This window comes from Peijinzhouia sedimentorum (assembly GCF_049340005.1).
Classification (GTDB): domain Bacteria; phylum Bacteroidota; class Bacteroidia; order Cytophagales; family Cyclobacteriaceae; genus CAXBDP01.
Genome location: NZ_JBMPIY010000005.1, coordinates 21,100 through 37,791 on the forward strand (window position 1 = coordinate 21,100; position 16,692 = coordinate 37,791).

Below are 16,692 nucleotides of genomic sequence, written 5' to 3' on the forward strand. Positions count from 1 at the left end.
AATGGTATTAAAATTTATTCAAAATCTAAATTCACTGGAATGAAATGGTCACTTTATTTAGGTAAATATGCTGGGATCAAAGTTTTTATCCACTGGACATTCTCATTGCTACTTTTATGGATTGCGGTATCGGGTGTAAGATCTGGGCAAACAAATGAGCAAATAGGGTGGACAATTCTGTTTATCCTCGCTGTATTTTTATGTGTAACCCTGCATGAATTTGGTCATGCGCTTATGGCCAAAAGATTCAATTTCAAAACGAAGTATATCACCCTTTTGCCTATAGGTGGCTTAGCTCAAATGGAAAAGCTACCTGATGATCCAAAGCAAGAATTACTTGTAGCAATTGCCGGACCTATAGTAAATGTGGTTTTAGCGATAATTTTAGGATTAGCAGTAAGTGATTTTACAATGGAAGTGGAGGATCTGATGACTATTGGTGCGGACAATTTCCTAGTTTATTTAGTGACTGTGAACATTGTATTGGCTGTTTTCAATTTGATCCCAGCCTTTCCAATGGATGGCGGGCGGGTATTAAGAGCACTTTTGTCTTTTAAATTTAAAAGAGAGCAAGCCACTCAAATTGCAGCTTCATTAGGTCAATTTATCGCTATACTTTTTGTGTTTCTTGGGCTGTTTTACAATCCATTTTTAGTCCTTATTGGCATATTTATTTTTCTTGGAGCACAGGCCGAAAATAGTATGGTACAAACCCAAAGTGTGTTGAGAGGCTTTACTGTAAAGGACGTAATGATGACCGAATTTAGCGAATTGCAAGCCTCAGATCCTCTCTCACAAGCAACGAAGGCATTGTTGGATTCACAAAACACCGATTTTGTGATCATGGATAAGGGTCGTTTTGTAGGAATTTTGAGTCGAAATGAATTGATACAAGGAATTTCAACTTTGGGTTTAGAAGCTCCTATTTCCCAAACCATATCTAAAGAATATAAATCACTGACGATAGATCAAGCTCTTGAAGAGGTATTTCCAAATATGAAAGTAAAAGGACAAGGCCTAATGCCAGTAATGAATGGCGAGCAACTGATTGGTGTCGTTGATTCTGAAAATGTGATGGAATTTATCCTTGTCCGCGAAGCTATGCGCAATCAAGAAAAGCATATTTAGTTTTTCCCTTCTGCCGTGAGCAGGATAATTTAGCCTCTCAATTATTTTTCCTTCATAAAAGGAATCGCTTAATTCTTAACTTTAGGAATCAATAGTTTTTTATGATGCTTGCAGCAATTGAAATTCCCATGTTATCTGAAGTGGTAATCATACTTGGTTTAGCCACTTTTGTTATTGTCCTCTTTCGAAAATTCAAACTTCCAACAATCATTGGTTACTTACTTACAGGCATTATTGCCGGGCCTACAGGTTTCAATTTAGTAGGGAGTTCGGACGAGTTTGATGCGCTGTCTGAAATTGGGATCATTTTGCTGCTATTTGTAATTGGGATGGAGTTTTCTCTCAAAAACCTGGCAGCTATCAAAAATATTGTTTTGATAGGTGGGGGCATTCAGGTGTTGCTCACCATTGCTGTGGTGACAGGACTTACCGTATTGTTGGGTTTTGAGTTAAATACAGCGATTTTCATTGGCTTCTTATTTTCACTTAGTTCTACAGCCATCGTATTGAAATTACTGCAAGAGCAAGCCGAGATTAATAGTCCGCATGGGAAAATAGCCCTCGGTATTCTAATCTTCCAAGATATTGTAATCGTACCATTAATGCTCTTTACGCCAATATTGGCTGGCGTTGCGGAGAATGTCTGGTTGGAGTTGGGAATGCTTACTTTAAAGGGTGTGCTTGTAATTGCCGCAGTGATCTTCAGTGCCAAAAAGCTATTTCCTTGGATATTAGATCAAATTGCCAAAACCAAAAGTCAAGAATTATTTATCCTCAGTACGGTCGGAATTTGCTTTGCTGTAGCTTATGGCACTTCTGAACTTGGGCTATCGCTAGGTTTGGGCGCTTTCTTGGCAGGTTTGATCATTTCGGAGTCGGAGTACAGTCATCAGGCTACAAGTAATATCTTGCCCTTCCGTGAGCTGTTTATTAGTTTCTTCTTTGTGTCTATTGGGATTATTTTCGATGGGATGTTTATGTTGCAAAATCTCCCGTTTGTCATTGCCCTTACCGTAGGCACATTCATTATTAAAGGAGCTGTAGCCGCTTTTGCAGCGAGGGTTTTAGGGTATCCGTTGCGGACAGCTCTTTTGGCAGGTTTGTGTTTGTTTCAAGTTGGTGAGTTCTCACTATTACTTTCTAAGTCGGGCCTAGATTATGAGTTACTTACCCCAGAAGTTTACCAGTATTTCCTTTCAGTTTCCATTTTTACGATGGCCATTACGCCATTTGTCCTAATGAAGTTAGATAAGATCTCATATTTCATCATGAGGTCTAGACTCCTCAAAAAGATGAATAGGCCATTGGATAATGTAGGGAAGAAAGCGCGTGAAATTGAAAAGCCAGCAGAAGTGCTTGATGATCATTTGATAATAATAGGTTATGGTCTTAATGGCAGAAATCTAAGCCGGGCAGCTAAAAGTGCAGGAATCAAGTATGTGATTGTGGAGTTGAATGCTGAAACAGTAAAAGAAGAAAGTAAAAAAGGCGAGCCAATCCATTTTGGTGATGCCGTGAGTGGACATGTATTGCACCATATCCATGCAGAGAAGGCAAGAGTTGCAGTTGTGGCCATTTCTGATCCAGTAAGTACTAAGCGTATAGTGCAGCAGCTCCGTAGTATCAATCCAAGCTTACATTTGATTGTTCGTACGCGCTTTGTTGCCGAAATGGAAGAGAATTATAAGCTGGGTGCAAATGCTGTAATTCCAGAAGAGTTTGAAACTTCTATTGAGATATTTACTCGAGTTTTGAATAAGTATTTTATTCCAAATGCTTCAATAAATGAGTTTATTCAGAAAATAAGATCTGCCAATTATGAGATGCTTCGAGATATACCTGGAGCGGGAGGTTTAGATCGGATATCTGCCCAGATTCCTGAAATGAATGTTACGGCGATTCGAGTGCTTAAAGGCAAAAACGAGGTGGTAGGCAAAACCATGAAAGAAGCCCAAGTGCGCAATAAATATCACGTAACCATCATAGCTTTAAAGCGGGAAACAGAAACCATAACAGAGCTTGGTGGTGACACGCTAATAAAATGCGATGATATCCTCTATGTAATGGGTCGTCCACAAAATATTGAGGACTTTAGTAAGGTTGTGGCTGGGGTGGAGAGATGAAAATTTTATAGGTTATATAAAGTCCACAAACACTATTTGGCTAAAGCCATGATATTTTTTTGCATTTTATGAATGGGCTAAAGCCACATTCCTATTCAATTTCACTATTGAATTCCTAGGATAAGCAAAGTCATCAATTTATTCAGCGCCAAATCATTTTACAAAATTGAATTGCCTCTAGATTTATTGGGGTGAATGAGTTGGTGTGTTTTTGGCTTTAGCCTAATTTGCCTTTTTGGATGGTGAATGATAAAAACCATTTCTATTTATTCTTTCCATAAAACCATTCCTTTACCATATTTCTATACGTTTCGCCAATAGGTAGGTATTCGCCATTGGTCATTTGGATTTGGTTTCCTTCGATTACTTTAATTTTATTGAAGGGTATTATATACGAGCGATGGATCCTAACAAATTGGTTGTCAGGTAATTTTTCTAGGATGTCTTTCATGTTTTCCAAGAACATTATTTTATCATCATCGGTATGAATTCTAATATAATCCTTTATCCCTTCGATATACTGAATAGAATCGGTGTTGATTTTATAATGCTTACGATCTGCTTTTACAAATATATAGTTGTCAGCAGGCTCTTTTGGTTGGAAGTTGTTGAGCCATTGGCTGTACTTTTCGATACTTTGGTAAAATCGATTAAATGTGATGGGCTTTAATAAGAAATCGATAACATTGAATTGAAAAGCGTCCAAAGCATATTCCTGATAGGCAGAAGTGATAATGAAATTGTGGTTTTGATTAAACATTTGCATCAATTCAATCCCTGTCAGTTCAGGCATTTGAATATCTACAAAGAGTAAATCTATCTGTGTGTTTTGGAGAATTTCGATAGCTTTATATACTTCACTGCCCGCATATTGAATATTAAGCGTAGGAGCTTTTTTAGCGTAATCTTTAATTAATTCCACCGCAAAAGGTTCGTCATCTAGGATAATACAATTAATCTTTTTCTTCATCGCAATTGTATTTCGAGTTCGGCAATAAATACATTGTCTGTTTCGCTTAGCTCCAAATTATGGGATTTTGGATAGTACAACTCCAATCGTTTTTTCAGGTTCTCTAATCCAATTCCACCCAATTTATCTTTTTTATTTGTGGAGATTTCATTTTTCACTACCAAGTTTAAGGTGGTTTTCGTCCTTGTCAATTTAATTTCTATTGGGTTTTCAACCGTGGCTTTACCATGTTTCAAAGCATTTTCAACAAATGGAGATAAGATATAGGGTGGTATTTCTACTTGCGTTTCCTTGCTTGGCAAGTCCAGATTCACTGTGTATTGTTCTTCATGGCGTAATTGCTCCAGCTCGATATATGCCTTGATATAATTGATTTCTTCCGAGAGCTTAATTTTTTCCTTTTGTGATTCGTAGGTGGTGAATCGCATAATTTGACTTAATTTCTCGATAGCGGGCAATGATTTACCTGATTTGAAATAAACCATTGAGTAGATATTATTTAATGTATTGAATATAAAGTGCGGGTTGATTTGGGCTTTAAGAAACTTGATTTCAGTGTTCTTCTGCTCTTCAATTATTTGTTGATTATAATGTAAAAGCCTAATTACAAATATGATAATCCATAAAAAGGAACTAGCAATGATAGGAAAGCTTCCATAATAAATGTTGTCTAAAATGTAGAAAGCGAGAGAAAAATTATCATAATAGTTTTGAGTGTCAAATAGGGCAACCGTCAATTTTTGCTCGATTAGGTATCGGAGTACAATGAAAAATGCAAACAAGCTTACAATTGAAATTAGAGCCTTCGTCCATTTAAATGGTTTGAAAGTAAATGGCAAAAAGAATAGATAATTGAGATAGAATGTGAGAATGAAAATGATTGCTCCTGTTACCCCAAACAGGTCAATTTCCATTAGTCTAAGGGAATTCCCATTGGTTGTATCGAATACAACAAGAGTCAAATAGGCCATAAATGACCAAAAAAGTATATGGATTATGACTTCTTGTTTACGAGATAAGGCTCCTTTATAGATCATTAAATTATTTTTTGATAAAGGTACGTCTTTCACAAAAGCCTCCCTACCCGATACGTCGATCAACACTCCGGGTACGTCGATATAAGTTTACAGGCTGCGGCATTCTTCCAATGTTTGTACAACAAAAAAATAATTTAGTATGAAAAAGATCATTTTAGCTACCGCACTTTTATGTACAAGCGTATATTGTACAGCGCAACAAATCCAATTCAAAACGAAGTTTGATGACGCTATACCTGTCTTAAATTTTGGAACATTTCACATGGGATACACCCCAGATGCCAACAAAACAGAATTTGATGAGCACAATCAAGAGAATGTTCGACAGATCCATGAGATCGCGAGGATGTTGGCCGAATTTAAACCAACTGTAATAGTGGTGGAGGCAACTCCTGCCTATCAAGAAAAGTTGGAGGCCTTGTATCAGGCTTATTTGCAGAACCCTAAAATGAAATTTGAGAATCCGAATGAAATTGAATTGCTGGCCTATGAAATTGGTCGCTTAAGTGGGACAAAAAGGATTTATGGAGTTGATTATAAAGAAGGCTATAATTATATGATTGCCGCACAACTTCAAAATCAGATAGATTCGACCACTTTTAGGAAGTATGGTAAAATGATGGAGCAGAATGAGATAGAATATGTTGCCAGCAAGGGCGGTAATCTATCTCTCAAAGAAATGCTTGAAATGAGTAATAACCCTCTGTATCTGGATTATCTACTCAATATCAATGCTGATATGTTATTGCATTCGTCCACAAAAGGAAATGCTGAAGGTGCTGAGGAAGCAGCTAAATTTTACCATCGAAATATGGTGATGTATTCTAATATCAATCAAATAGAGCTTACTAAGGACGACCGAGTTTTTATCCTTATGGGTGCTACGCACACTGCATTTTTTAATGAATTCATGCAGCGCAGTCCGAAATACAAGCTTGTAAGTGTGTTTGACTATCTAAAATGATTGGTTAGATCAGTAAAATTCATTCATCAAGGATCATCCTTACAAAGGTAAGAATGCTGACTTCAACCTCCCGCTCCATTTTGGGAGAATGTAAATAGTGGGAGGTAATTTCTGCTCTCATTTTAGATCAAGCCTATTTCGTATTGTTGAGCACTGAGACCAAACTAAATCAAGCCCTAGTAGTTAGTAGAAAAAGTAATTTTATGAAAAGCTATCGATTTGGCGATTATGGTGGATGTATATGATAAGCTTCAATTCTCACAAGAGATACACCACATTATAAAGAAAAGCCAAAAACCCAATGGGAAGGTTTTGCTAATTAAATACCGAGGAGAAAATTCATCTGTGCAGATTAAGCTACTCCATAAAATGTCTGAAAAACAAGTTCGCAGAAGAATGAGGGCTCATCGATTTAAGCTTATTGAAGATGGTAAATTTATGGAAATCCAACATTCCTTGCTTTTTGAAATAGTTGAATAGAAGTTTACAATACCGATATCCAATAAGCAAAAGCCTGTCTTGCACCTGACACTTAGAGAGAATCTTTTCCTCCCGCATTTTTGTCAAAAGAGATTATGTTAATAAATTATTTGGCAGGGTTAGTAACGGTAAATAGCTAATTGATAAGGGAAATTGAATTTTCTTTATTAATTTAAGCTTAATATTTTCATGTTCTTTATCTATTAATAAATATATATTGATAAAGTATAAATTTTAAAGCCTAGTCAATCTTAATTTTCTTAGCATGAAAAAGTTGTCTCTATTCCTGCCATTACTTTTCTTAGCCATTTTCTTTTTTCAATCTTGTGAAAATGGGAGTGACGAGGAGGAAGATACCACGCCTCGCCCTACAGTTAACTTTAATTTTAGCCCAGAGAATCCTTCTATTGGGGAAACGGTAAATTTCACTGGGACTGCCACAAATTCCACAAGTTACCAATGGTCTTCAAATCCATCTGGATTGACAGCTAATGCTATTTCAGTTAGTTATGCTTTTGAAGAAGCAGGCACTTATCAAGTTACTTTTAGAGCAACGGGGCCAGGAGGTACAACAGAGCTCAGTAAAACTATAGAGATAACTGCGCCAGAGCCGAGTGCGGATTTTAGTTTTACACCTGAGAGTCCTAAAGTAGGTGAGACTGTAGTATTTACTAGTAGTGTAAGTAATGTTGATTCTTATGTGTGGTCTAGTGAGCCTGCCGAGTTTAATTCGACAGAAGAAAACCCAAGTTTTGCTTTTAGTAATACAGGCACTTATACTATTACCTTAGAAGCAAGTGGAGCGGGAGGAACCGCCACAGTGTCGAAAGAAATTGAGGTGCTTTACAATATAGTGAACAAAAGAAGCGAGGTTCTTTTGGAGAATTTTAAAGGGTTTAGAATAACGGATGAAGAAGAACCTATTATGTATCAAAGAGGAATTTTACAAGTTTTTGCCAATAGAGAGGATACGAACCAGCGTATATATTTTTTTCCTCCAAATGCACTGATGAAGGGAGTAAGCCCAACCGTAACTACAGATACCTCTTATGTATTCGAAGGTTTTGAATATGCCAACCCCTTTGAATTAAGCTATGGTGAAATCAAACCTTTTGTAGAATCTTTTACCAGTTCAGGAGGTGTGGATTTGTTCCCAATTCCAGAACCGACCGTGTTGCCAACTACCTCCGAATTAGTTAATGGAACTATTCTGAATTTTGACATAACTTTTCCTGCTGCACGTATTACCATAACCTCGCTAGCATCAGGTGATTCTATTTCATATTTGAGAAATGTCGAGTCAGATGGAAGAATGATTTTGGTTAGATCTGAAAATTTGGACTCTAGTAAAGGCTTCAAATTCAAAATTGCCATTAGCTATCGTTATGGGAATTCAGATCCAGATCAGAATGGCTGGACAAGAGTAAATAGAAGTGTTTCAACTTTCGAGTTTTATACAAAAATTCCTTCTGGATTGTAAATGGTAGTATAGAAGGTATACTCATATTTTGGGCCGATCCGCTAATGAGCTGGACCAACAGCTTCCTTCGAGTTCAGTCCTGCGAACCCTGAAGTAGGTCAAGAAGTAGTATTTACAAATACTTCAACCTATGCAAATACGTATCTCTATGGACTTTCAATTTGAATGGAGGAAGTGGCGTTCAAACCAATAATTCGGTTACTTCAACAGAAGAAAACCTGATTGTAATTTTCCAATTGAATGAACTTGGGAAGTGATCTTGATATAACAAGCTATAGAACCGGGAGGCACTGTAAGTAGCGAAAGCACTAGCATTCAAGTAACTCCTTTCCTCTAAAGGTGAAACCAATCCAAGCATCCAAACAATTAATGAGTACAATGTACAAGCGCAGGAAATAAAAGCAACAACCCGTACAAACTGTTTTTGGCTTTACTACCACAGTGGTCGTAGAAAGTGAATATGATAATTTTGGAAGGAAGCTTAAAGAATCAACCTATGATAAAAGTGGAGCCTTAAATGGGGACATTGTTACCAGTTACTTTGGTTCAACCTCTAATATCGACCGAATAGAAAATTTTAATGCTCCGGGTGTTCTTCAAAATCACACCACTTTTGATCAATATAATGGGGATGAGCATGCTGGAGTGCGTAATTTCAATAATGATACACTTGAAAGCGGTAGCACATTTATGTGGCGGAATTGTCAAACTGCAACTATTGAATAGTAGCAGCGAGTACAGGTGCACTTGTTTTAGAGCAATGAATCAATCAGTTTGGAAGCAATCTCTTGACAAGTAGTAGACTTCTATTGTGAGGGATACTAAGAGGGAAATGAGCAGACTGCAATAACTACTATTTTTATGATTGTGATTAAGTAGGCAACACCATTGTTAGGAAATCTTGATGAAATCTGAAACCTTTAACGAACTGTTGATGATTCATCCCTTTTGCGAGTTGTCAGTTGTTATTATTTGGAAATCAGAATTTTATAGATTGCCTCCAATTCTAACCGTGATTACTGTACAGAGTTTATATTCGTTTTATCCATTGAAATAAAGATATTTCCTCAACTTTTTATATTTAGTTCTAAAACGATCATTCCAGTGGTGATGGCAATTCCAAAGCTTAGTAGCGTACCAATCAATATATATTCGGTGAGTTTTCTGTCCTTAGATTCTTTTAAATCACCAAATCGAAAAACTGATTTGGCTGCTAATAAGAAGCCAATTGCTTCCCAATTGCCGGTTACCACAAAAGTGAAAACAAATAAGCGTTCCAAAATTCCTATATATTTACCCGCGTTATTCAGTGATTCTTCATTGCTGTCGTTCAATGCTTTAGACCAGTTGGACATTATAACATGGATAATAATGCCGCTTACTATGGAGATGAATAGGATGGCTGTCCCATATATCCAGATACTTGGGCGTATATAAATTTCATTTAGGTTTTTGATTGGATAAAACCAGTAACTCCATAAAAGCAAAATGCTGATGATATGCAAGCCTTGGTCTATCAGAAAACATTTTACTTTATTTTGTTCATTTTGAGCATATAGCTTTACTAGATCAATTAGCCCATGTAGAACCATAATTGATAATGCGAGTGGCCAATAATTGTAATCCCATAAAAGGATTAGTACCAACAATCCATGGAGAAGAATATGTAGGTAAAGTTTGATTGATTTTGCTTTCTTTATTTCTTTCTCAGCTACCCATGATTTTGATTGCAAAATGAAATCACCTATAAAATGAGCTAGAATTAATTTTAGGAGAATGATCATATCAGCAATTGTTTGATTTTTTGGCGATAAACTCTTTCAACTTCCAAAATTTCATCCGCATTTGCTCTGTTTCTCCTCCCGCTTACTGAGTTTTGTTTGATATCTAGAAGGCCTCCAATTTCTTCTTGCTTAATTTCGGGATTTTTCAAAATTATAGCAATGATTTCAGCGGAAGATACAGACCATCTGTCCATAAATATACCTGCCAATTTCAGATAGAGGTTTATTTCATTATCGAGAGATTGCAAAGGACTCTTGATCCCTAATTTTGTATTCTCTTTCTTAAGCTTATCGAATTTCTCTCCTGCATGAATAAAAGCGGAACCATTACTTTCTGATATTCTATCACCCGAATAGGTTTTCTCACCTATTCCAATCGCCATTCTTACATCAATCGGGCTGATATTTTTACGTTCATTAGAGGGTTCTATTTTTTTTATTAAGGCTTTAATCTCTAGTGCTCTTTTAAGGGCATCCTCAGGATTGGTAATTTCAACTTGAAAAAAATCACCCCATACTAATTCCCATTGCTTGGGTGTATTTCCCCATGTTGATAATAATGATTTTAGCGGTATTAACCATTTCTCTTGGTCTATCAGCTTTCTTGAAGAGACTATATCTCCTTTTATTATTGCAATCATATATTAAATATCGCTTATTAAAACGATAATTCAAAATATCGCTTAAAAAGACGATAATTTAAACTATCGCCTAATGCTAAGATATATTAGAGGCTTCATCCATCTCTTCTACTTAAATAAAAGCCTGTTAACCAGATTGGATATTTAGTTAGAATGGTTTATGTTTATGAATAAACAGTGAAAAAGATTTAATAATATGCTCGTTGATAAATGGAAATAGAGGAAGCTTCTCTCCCCTATGCCTTTGTAAGGTAATTACCATAACTGGATGATAACAAAAAGCTGCAAAATGAGATTACGAATAATAATAGTTCTGATAATAAGCTTTTCGTCCTGCAAAGAAAAACTCAAACAAACATCTGAACTAAACGAATTGAAAACCGAAACGGAAGTTGTTCAGAATGAAATGTTTGATTTGACTAACGTTCCTGATTCCTTGGAATTGATTGCTGACAAAAATCTGATAGGGGACTTTAATGGTGACAATAAAATAGATTTTGCTTCTTTGGTCAAAAGCAGGAACAATCAAAAAGTTGGTGTTTTAATAATTCATAATTCTGAAAATTACGAAAGCATCATTTTTGGAGCGGGAAAAGAAATTAACCAAATGACCGATTTGAATTGGATCGATGTTTTCGAAGTTATTCCAAAAGGAGAAGTAGTTGCGCCAACATTAGTAGATGAAAATACTGGAGATATAATCGGGTATGATGAAAGTCAAAATTTTGAGCTGATAGGAAACGGGATTTACATGAGCGTTGAAGAATCCCACGGTGGAGGAATTATTTTTTGGAATGGAAAAGAATATCAATGGTATCATATAGAATGAAATTACCATTAGGCGAGTAATTTTATTGACCCCGAATTCATCTCCCATCACCCATAACTCACTCAACCATAGCTCAAAAATCTCCCTTACCCAACTTGCCTTTTTCCTTTCAAAATTACCTCATCGATATGATTAGTGCCAAACATATAGAACATATAGTCTATAGTTGGGATTGCTTTGGTGATGATAAGGTTGGCAACTTTGCCTTTGGTGATGCTGCCATATTTGTGGGATAGCTCCAGTGCTGATGCCGTATTGATCGTAGCAGCATGAATGACTTCTTGTGGAAGCATTTTCATTTTTACACATGACATCGCTAGCAGTAATGGCATATTCCCTGTAGGCGAGCTGCCAGGGTTGAAATCCGATGCAATGGCTACCGGAAGTCCGGCTTCGATCATTTTGCGAGCGGGAGGGAAGGGCGCATTGAGAAACCAAGCAGCTCCTGGTAGTAAAGTCGGCATTACCTGCGAGTCTTTCAAAATAGCTATTTCTTTATCACCAGCTACCTCCAAATGATCTACACTCATTGCGCCTAGTTTCACGCCCACTTCTATACCTCCCGAGTTGTAGAGTTGGTTGGCATGGATGCGAGGTTTCAATCCGTATTTTAATGCTTCCCTACAAATATCTTCTGTTTCCTCAGCAGTGAAAAAACCCTTTTCGCAAAACACATCGCAATAGTCGGCAAGCTTAGCTTCTACGACTGCTGGCAGCATTTCATATTTAATTTGCTGTATATATTCCTCCCGCTTTTTGTTCCTTGGGATAGCATGCGCACCTAGAAAAGTGGTTTTCACTTCCAAATCTGTAAGCTCAGCGATTCTTTTTGCTACTCGCAGCATTTTCATTTCTGCTTCGGTAGTCAATCCATATCCACTTTTTATTTCTACTACACCTGTCCCTGTAGCTATTATTTCCTTTGCTCTTTTGAGCGATTGCTCAAGCAAATCCTCTTCAGAAGTTTGCCTTAATAGCGCTGCTGAATTATAAATCCCGCCACCTCTTGCGCCAATTTCTTCATAACTCAGCCCTTTGATTTTATCAACAAATTCCGTTTCTCTACTGCCTGCAAAGACCAGATGAGTATGGCTATCCACCCATGTAGGCATCACAAATTTGCCGGTAGCATCAATCACTTCTTCATTTTGTAGATTGGGCATTTGGCCCATTTCACCAAAATCTGCAATTAGGCCATTTTCTATTAATAGCCAAGCATTGGAAATGCTGTTGAGCTTAGCCATATCCTGTCCACTTACTCGCTCTATTGACTTATCTAATATTTGAATGAGTCCTTTTATATTTTTAATAATAATGCTCATACCTTTGGGCTGGATTTTATGTAATGAGATAATTTTAGCTAATTTACTCGGAGTATTAGCATTATGCCCAAAAAAAGAACAAAAACTGACTTTTGCCTCAATTGTGGCCATGAAACAGGCGATTCGGTAGAATATTGTCCAGTCTGTGGGCAGGAAAATCGCGATCAAAATTTACCTATTACCCAGCTAATAGGGGAGTTTCTTTCTACTTTCTTGGCGCTGGATTCGCGATTTGTATCTAGCCTTAAGCCCTTTTTCTTTAAGCCTGGCTTTTTGACCAACCGTTTTAATGAAGGTCAAAGGGTTCATTATTCCAATCCGGTTCGTTTGTACGTTGTAACGAGTGTGCTTTACTTTTTTGTAATTTCTCTTTATTTGGGAGGCATAATTATAGAAGGTTTAGAAAAGAATCCTGATAGCTTTATGAATATTGATTCGGGAAAAGCTTCACTTTTGGAGCGATGGAATGAATTAGAAACAGATTCTGCTAAAGTTAAATTATTGCCAGATAGTCTTCGAAGTCAATATACTGGAGTGCAATCTGCTGATTCATTGCTAGCCATGATCAATGAAGATTTTATGGCTGAAACTGGATATTCACTGTTTCAAATGGATTCGATCAGAGCTAGTAGAACTGAAACAGCTAAGAGTTTTATGGATCGTATCAAAGATGGAGAACTGACTGATGAAGAGTTGCTTAGTTCCATGGATATCGATCCTGAGAAGGATAGTCAATTTTTGGTTTTTGGAGCATTGAAACTGCGTAAGCTACTTAATAATCAAGCTTATTTTGTTGATTATGCATTCCGCAATTTATCCTTGATGATGTTAATTGCAATTCCGCTTTTTGCAGCAATACTTAAGCTTTTTTATATCAGAGGGAAGAGGCTTTATATACAGCATATTATTCATGGTCTGCATATTCATTCCTTTGGCTTCATTTTGTTTTCCGTTGCTACCGTGCTTATGTATAATCTAAATGCAAGCAATACAACCTTATTTTGGATTGGTGCTTTGTTTTTTATGTGGGTTACTGGCTATTCTTATTTTTCATTCAGAAGAGTTTATAAGCAAGGTTGGTTCAAGACCTTGATGAAGTTTTTATTCGTAGGGTATTTCTATTTTACAGCACTTATATTTTTATTGGTTGCGGAACTTTATGCAACATTTATGCTTTTTTAGCCATAAAATTTTTCAAGCTTATTACATCAAACTTTCTCTTTCTGAATAATCAGATTATCCGAAATCACCTTATATTGATTAAGGCTAAATGCCAATGTAGAAATACCATCGAATGATTTGTCTGGTGTAGTCTTGAGACTAATTCTTTTGCCTTGTGGATCGGCAAGTTTTACGATTTGGTGATCTCCAAAATAAGAAACTTTGAAAATAGCACCGCTTAATGGGAAATCTTCTCCGCTACCCAAACTTACATGCTCCGGTCGGAAAAGCAATTGTACCTCACCGGTATATTGATAGGCATTAGCATCCGGCAAAAAGCCAAATGGAGTAAGAAAACCTCCATCTTTTGCGCTTGCGATTATAGCATTTTGCTTGCCGAAAAAGTTGGCTACATAAGCATTTACAGGTTCTTCGTAGAGGCTTTTAGGAGTGCCAATTTGCTGAAGTAATCCATTGTGCAGTATAGCAATGCGATCGGCTGTGGATAAAGCATCGCGTGTGTCGTGGGTTACGAATACTGCAGTGACTTTAGTTTTCTTTATGATCTGCCTTATTTCCTCCCGCACCTGATCCTTGAGCATGGCATCCAAATTACTAAATGGCTCATCCAGCAAAATGATGGATGGATTTGGCGCTATTGCTCTAGCCAATGCCACTCGTTGCTGCTGACCACCAGAAAGTTGATGTGGATATTTTTTGAAATTCTCATGTAAACCGACCATTTGTAAGGTATCCTTGGCTACTTGGTCGGCATTAATATTTTTGCCTGTCAGACCAAATTTCACATTGTCGAGCACATTCAGATGAGGGAACAGAGCATAATCTTGAAAGACCATTCCCACTTTACGCTCATTGGCAGGAACTGATTTTTGGCCATTAACAATGCAAACGCCTGAAAGAGAAATATTTCCATCATTCGGATGCTCAAGTCCTGCAATTAGTCTCAAAAGGGTAGTTTTGCCAGAACCGCTTTCGCCTACCAAAGCTAGTATTTCACCGGACTCTACCTCTAAGGATACATTGTTTACTGCGAAGTAATCTGCCTTAGCGTATTTTTTGGTGATGTTATGAAGCTTCAGTATTGTCATTTTAAAAATCTAATTATGCTTATCCATTGCGCTTTCGGATCAATTTATTCAGGAAAATTATCGGTAAAATTCCTGTCAGTATAATCACCAAAGAGGCATTGGCCGATTCCGCGATCATCTCATTAGTTGCCATATCAAAAGCCTTTGTAGCTAGTGTATGGTAATTAAAAGGACGCAAAATCAGGGTCAAAGGTAATTCTTTTAGTACATCTACAAATACTAATAAGATGCCGCTTAGCATACTTGTTTTAATAAGCGGGAGGTCGATGTTCCACAATGTGCGCATGGAGCCTTGCCCTAATAGTCGGCTGGCTTCATTTACGTGGATGCCAATTTTCTGAAAACCAGCATCTAGCGGATTGTATCCTACGGCCATGAATCGGACGATATAGGCAAATACTAATGCAAATAAAGTTCCTGAGAAAATTAGCCCAACAGACTGTGGAGTGAAAACACTCATGAGCCATTTGTCCAAATTCAATAGCGGAATCATGATGCCAACTGCAATCACAGCCCCCGGAATTGCATAACCGAGTGTGGCTATTTTAGTGATGTTTTTCACCCATGCAAATGGACTCAAACGGAGAGCATATAGAAGGATTATCGATAAGACTACCACTGCGAAACCCGTGCCGGCGGCTAGAGAAAAGCTCCTGTAAATAAGTAAGAGAAAATCCCAACTTGCTACTTTGTGCCAAGTGAGATTTACCCAATAGAAGATCTGTAATAGAGGTAGTCCAAAGCTGATCAAAAAGATCGTGGTGCAAATGCCAAAGAATACGAATTTCATGCCCTTTCCAGCTTTGATTCGCTCGAATGGCTTGCTCATGGAATTGGCTTGGGCGTACTTTCTATTGCCTCTTTGCAGGCTTTCCAAGTACAATAATACCAGTACAAAGAGCATTAGAATTGCAGCTAAATAAATAGCAGTAGTTGCATCTCCCATTGAGAACCAAGCACGAAATATCCCTGTGGTAAATGTGTTTACGCCAAAATATTTTACGGTGCCATAGTCATTCAATACTTCCATGGAAGCCAAGGCAATTCCAGCCACAATTGCAGGCCGAGCCATTGGAAGTGCTACTTTTAAGAAAGTGCGCAATCGACTGCTTCCTAGCAATGCAGAAGCTTCTTGTAAAGTACGAGACTGTTGTAAAAAGGAGGATCGACTGATTACGAAGATGTAGGGAAACAAAGTAATTGAAAGGATAAAAATTGCTCCAGGCAAATTCATTATGTCGATCAAGCTTCCTTTGGTTACAATGCCTAAATTATTTCTTAGAAATGAATTGAGTGGCCCTGTATATTCTAGCATTCCGGTGTAAGTATATGCCATGATATAGGCTGGAAAACCAAGCGGGAGGATAAGCAGCCACTCAAAATATCTTCTACCGGGAAAATCATATGCTGATACGAGCCAAGCAGCACTTATGCCAATTAGCGATGCGAAAATGGCTACACCAAAAAGGAGTAAAATTGTATTTTTAAAATAGCCCAAAAGTTGGGTGTCCACCAAGTGATTCCAACTTTCGCCGGGTACGGCAAATAGTTTCACCAGAATAGTAAAAATGGGAATGGACACAAGCAGCAATACTATGATTGCTGCCAATGCCCATCTATTCCACCAATAATACCTTTGCTTGGCTAATTCCAAAATCGCTTCA

At 37.4% G+C, this 16,692-nt stretch carries 15 protein-coding genes; 8 read left to right on the forward strand and 7 right to left on the reverse strand.

The features are described from left to right. Window positions 1-39: 39 nt before the first annotated feature. Together ACOXY8_RS08905 and ACOXY8_RS08910 are read left to right on the forward strand one after the other, a co-directional pair. On the forward strand, window positions 40-1,128 hold the full coding sequence (locus tag ACOXY8_RS08905) for a site-2 protease family protein (protein WP_458331227.1): 1,089 nt from the start codon (window positions 40-42) through the stop codon (window positions 1,126-1,128). A gap of 101 nt (window positions 1,129-1,229) precedes the next feature. Continuing rightward, window positions 1,230-3,251 carry a cation:proton antiporter domain-containing protein gene (locus ACOXY8_RS08910; RefSeq protein ID WP_458331228.1) on the forward strand — a complete coding sequence of 674 codons (2,022 nt, stop codon included), beginning with the start codon at window positions 1,230-1,232 and terminating at the stop codon, window positions 3,249-3,251. A gap of 262 nt (window positions 3,252-3,513) precedes the next feature. Here ACOXY8_RS08910 and ACOXY8_RS08915 read toward each other — a convergent pair whose 3' ends face one another. Further along, window positions 3,514-4,221, reverse strand: a complete 708-nt coding sequence (locus tag ACOXY8_RS08915; protein WP_458331229.1) for a LytR/AlgR family response regulator transcription factor — start codon at window positions 4,219-4,221, stop codon at window positions 3,514-3,516. Beyond that, a complete protein-coding gene (locus tag ACOXY8_RS08920; protein WP_458331230.1) occupies window positions 4,218-5,258 on the reverse strand; it encodes a sensor histidine kinase in 1,041 nt (346 codons plus the stop codon). The genes ACOXY8_RS08915 and ACOXY8_RS08920 overlap by 4 nt, the downstream gene beginning before the upstream one ends. Window positions 5,259-5,397: 139 nt before the next feature. Here ACOXY8_RS08920 and ACOXY8_RS08925 point away from each other — a divergent pair, with 139 nt between their 5' ends. From ACOXY8_RS08925 to ACOXY8_RS08940, 4 genes are all read left to right on the forward strand, one after another. Continuing rightward, window positions 5,398-6,222 carry a DUF5694 domain-containing protein gene (locus ACOXY8_RS08925; RefSeq protein WP_458331231.1) on the forward strand — a complete coding sequence of 275 codons (825 nt, stop codon included), beginning with the start codon at window positions 5,398-5,400 and terminating at the stop codon, window positions 6,220-6,222. Between the two features lie 228 nt (window positions 6,223-6,450). After that, window positions 6,451-6,702, forward strand: coding sequence for a hypothetical protein (locus ACOXY8_RS08930; RefSeq protein ID WP_458331232.1), 252 nt, complete (start codon window positions 6,451-6,453; stop codon window positions 6,700-6,702). A gap of 265 nt (window positions 6,703-6,967) precedes the next feature. Beyond that, on the forward strand, window positions 6,968-8,182 hold the full coding sequence (locus ACOXY8_RS08935; RefSeq protein WP_458331233.1) for a PKD domain-containing protein: 1,215 nt from the start codon (window positions 6,968-6,970) through the stop codon (window positions 8,180-8,182). A gap of 441 nt (window positions 8,183-8,623) precedes the next feature. Then, window positions 8,624-8,908 (forward strand): hypothetical protein, encoded by a 285-nt coding sequence (locus tag ACOXY8_RS08940; protein ID WP_458331234.1) that lies wholly within the window; start codon window positions 8,624-8,626, stop codon window positions 8,906-8,908. Window positions 8,909-9,249: 341 nt separating this feature from the next. Here the strand turns inward: ACOXY8_RS08940 and ACOXY8_RS08945 are convergent, their stop codons facing one another. Beyond that, window positions 9,250-9,966: a DUF3307 domain-containing protein gene (locus ACOXY8_RS08945; RefSeq protein ID WP_458331235.1), complete on the reverse strand. Its 717-nt coding sequence runs from the start codon at window positions 9,964-9,966 to the stop codon at window positions 9,250-9,252. Continuing rightward, window positions 9,963-10,607 carry a hypothetical protein gene (locus tag ACOXY8_RS08950; protein ID WP_458331236.1) on the reverse strand — a complete coding sequence of 215 codons (645 nt, stop codon included), beginning with the start codon at window positions 10,605-10,607 and terminating at the stop codon, window positions 9,963-9,965. The genes ACOXY8_RS08945 and ACOXY8_RS08950 overlap by 4 nt, the downstream gene beginning before the upstream one ends. Before the next feature lie 289 nt (window positions 10,608-10,896). Between ACOXY8_RS08950 and ACOXY8_RS08955 the strand changes: the two genes are divergently transcribed. Then, on the forward strand, window positions 10,897-11,436 hold the full coding sequence (locus ACOXY8_RS08955) for a hypothetical protein (protein ID WP_458331237.1): 540 nt from the start codon (window positions 10,897-10,899) through the stop codon (window positions 11,434-11,436). Window positions 11,437-11,522: 86 nt separating this feature from the next. Here the strand turns inward: ACOXY8_RS08955 and hutI are convergent, their stop codons facing one another. Beyond that, a complete protein-coding gene (hutI, locus tag ACOXY8_RS08960; protein WP_458331238.1) occupies window positions 11,523-12,758 on the reverse strand; it encodes an imidazolonepropionase in 1,236 nt (411 codons plus the stop codon). A 63-nt stretch (window positions 12,759-12,821) separates the two neighbouring features. Between hutI and ACOXY8_RS08965 the strand changes: the two genes are divergently transcribed. After that, complete coding sequence (locus ACOXY8_RS08965) at window positions 12,822-13,940, forward strand: DUF3667 domain-containing protein (protein WP_458331239.1); 1,119 nt, start codon at window positions 12,822-12,824, stop codon at window positions 13,938-13,940. A 26-nt stretch (window positions 13,941-13,966) separates the two neighbouring features. Here ACOXY8_RS08965 and ACOXY8_RS08970 read toward each other — a convergent pair whose 3' ends face one another. Continuing rightward, window positions 13,967-15,028, reverse strand: a complete 1,062-nt coding sequence (locus tag ACOXY8_RS08970; RefSeq protein WP_458331240.1) for an ABC transporter ATP-binding protein — start codon at window positions 15,026-15,028, stop codon at window positions 13,967-13,969. Window positions 15,029-15,047: 19 nt separating this feature from the next. Then, window positions 15,048-16,682 (reverse strand): ABC transporter permease, encoded by a 1,635-nt coding sequence (locus tag ACOXY8_RS08975; RefSeq protein WP_458331241.1) that lies wholly within the window; start codon window positions 16,680-16,682, stop codon window positions 15,048-15,050. Between the last annotated feature and the right edge of the window lie 10 nt (window positions 16,683-16,692).

Bases quoted from the DNA above. Each gene is read 5' to 3' on its own strand.
- ACOXY8_RS08965 (WP_458331239.1), top strand. From the start codon at position 12,822: ATGCCCAAAAAAAGAACAAAAACTGACTTTTGCCTCAATTGTGGCCAT.
- ACOXY8_RS08935 (WP_458331233.1), top strand. From the start codon at position 6,968: ATGAAAAAGTTGTCTCTATTCCTGCCATTACTTTTCTTAGCCATTTTC.
- ACOXY8_RS08910 (WP_458331228.1), top strand. From the start codon at position 1,230: ATGATGCTTGCAGCAATTGAAATTCCCATGTTATCTGAAGTGGTAATC.
- hutI (WP_458331238.1), bottom strand. From the start codon at position 12,758: ATGAGCATTATTATTAAAAATATAAAAGGACTCATTCAAATATTAGAT.
- ACOXY8_RS08950 (WP_458331236.1), bottom strand. From the start codon at position 10,607: ATGATTGCAATAATAAAAGGAGATATAGTCTCTTCAAGAAAGCTGATA.
- ACOXY8_RS08955 (WP_458331237.1), top strand. From the start codon at position 10,897: ATGAGATTACGAATAATAATAGTTCTGATAATAAGCTTTTCGTCCTGC.
- ACOXY8_RS08905 (WP_458331227.1), top strand. From the start codon at position 40: ATGAAATGGTCACTTTATTTAGGTAAATATGCTGGGATCAAAGTTTTT.
- ACOXY8_RS08970 (WP_458331240.1), bottom strand. From the start codon at position 15,028: ATGACAATACTGAAGCTTCATAACATCACCAAAAAATACGCTAAGGCA.
- ACOXY8_RS08920 (WP_458331230.1), bottom strand. From the start codon at position 5,258: ATGATCTATAAAGGAGCCTTATCTCGTAAACAAGAAGTCATAATCCAT.
- ACOXY8_RS08945 (WP_458331235.1), bottom strand. From the start codon at position 9,966: ATGATCATTCTCCTAAAATTAATTCTAGCTCATTTTATAGGTGATTTC.
- ACOXY8_RS08925 (WP_458331231.1), top strand. From the start codon at position 5,398: ATGAAAAAGATCATTTTAGCTACCGCACTTTTATGTACAAGCGTATAT.
- ACOXY8_RS08915 (WP_458331229.1), bottom strand. From the start codon at position 4,221: ATGAAGAAAAAGATTAATTGTATTATCCTAGATGACGAACCTTTTGCG.
- ACOXY8_RS08930 (WP_458331232.1), top strand. From the start codon at position 6,451: ATGGTGGATGTATATGATAAGCTTCAATTCTCACAAGAGATACACCAC.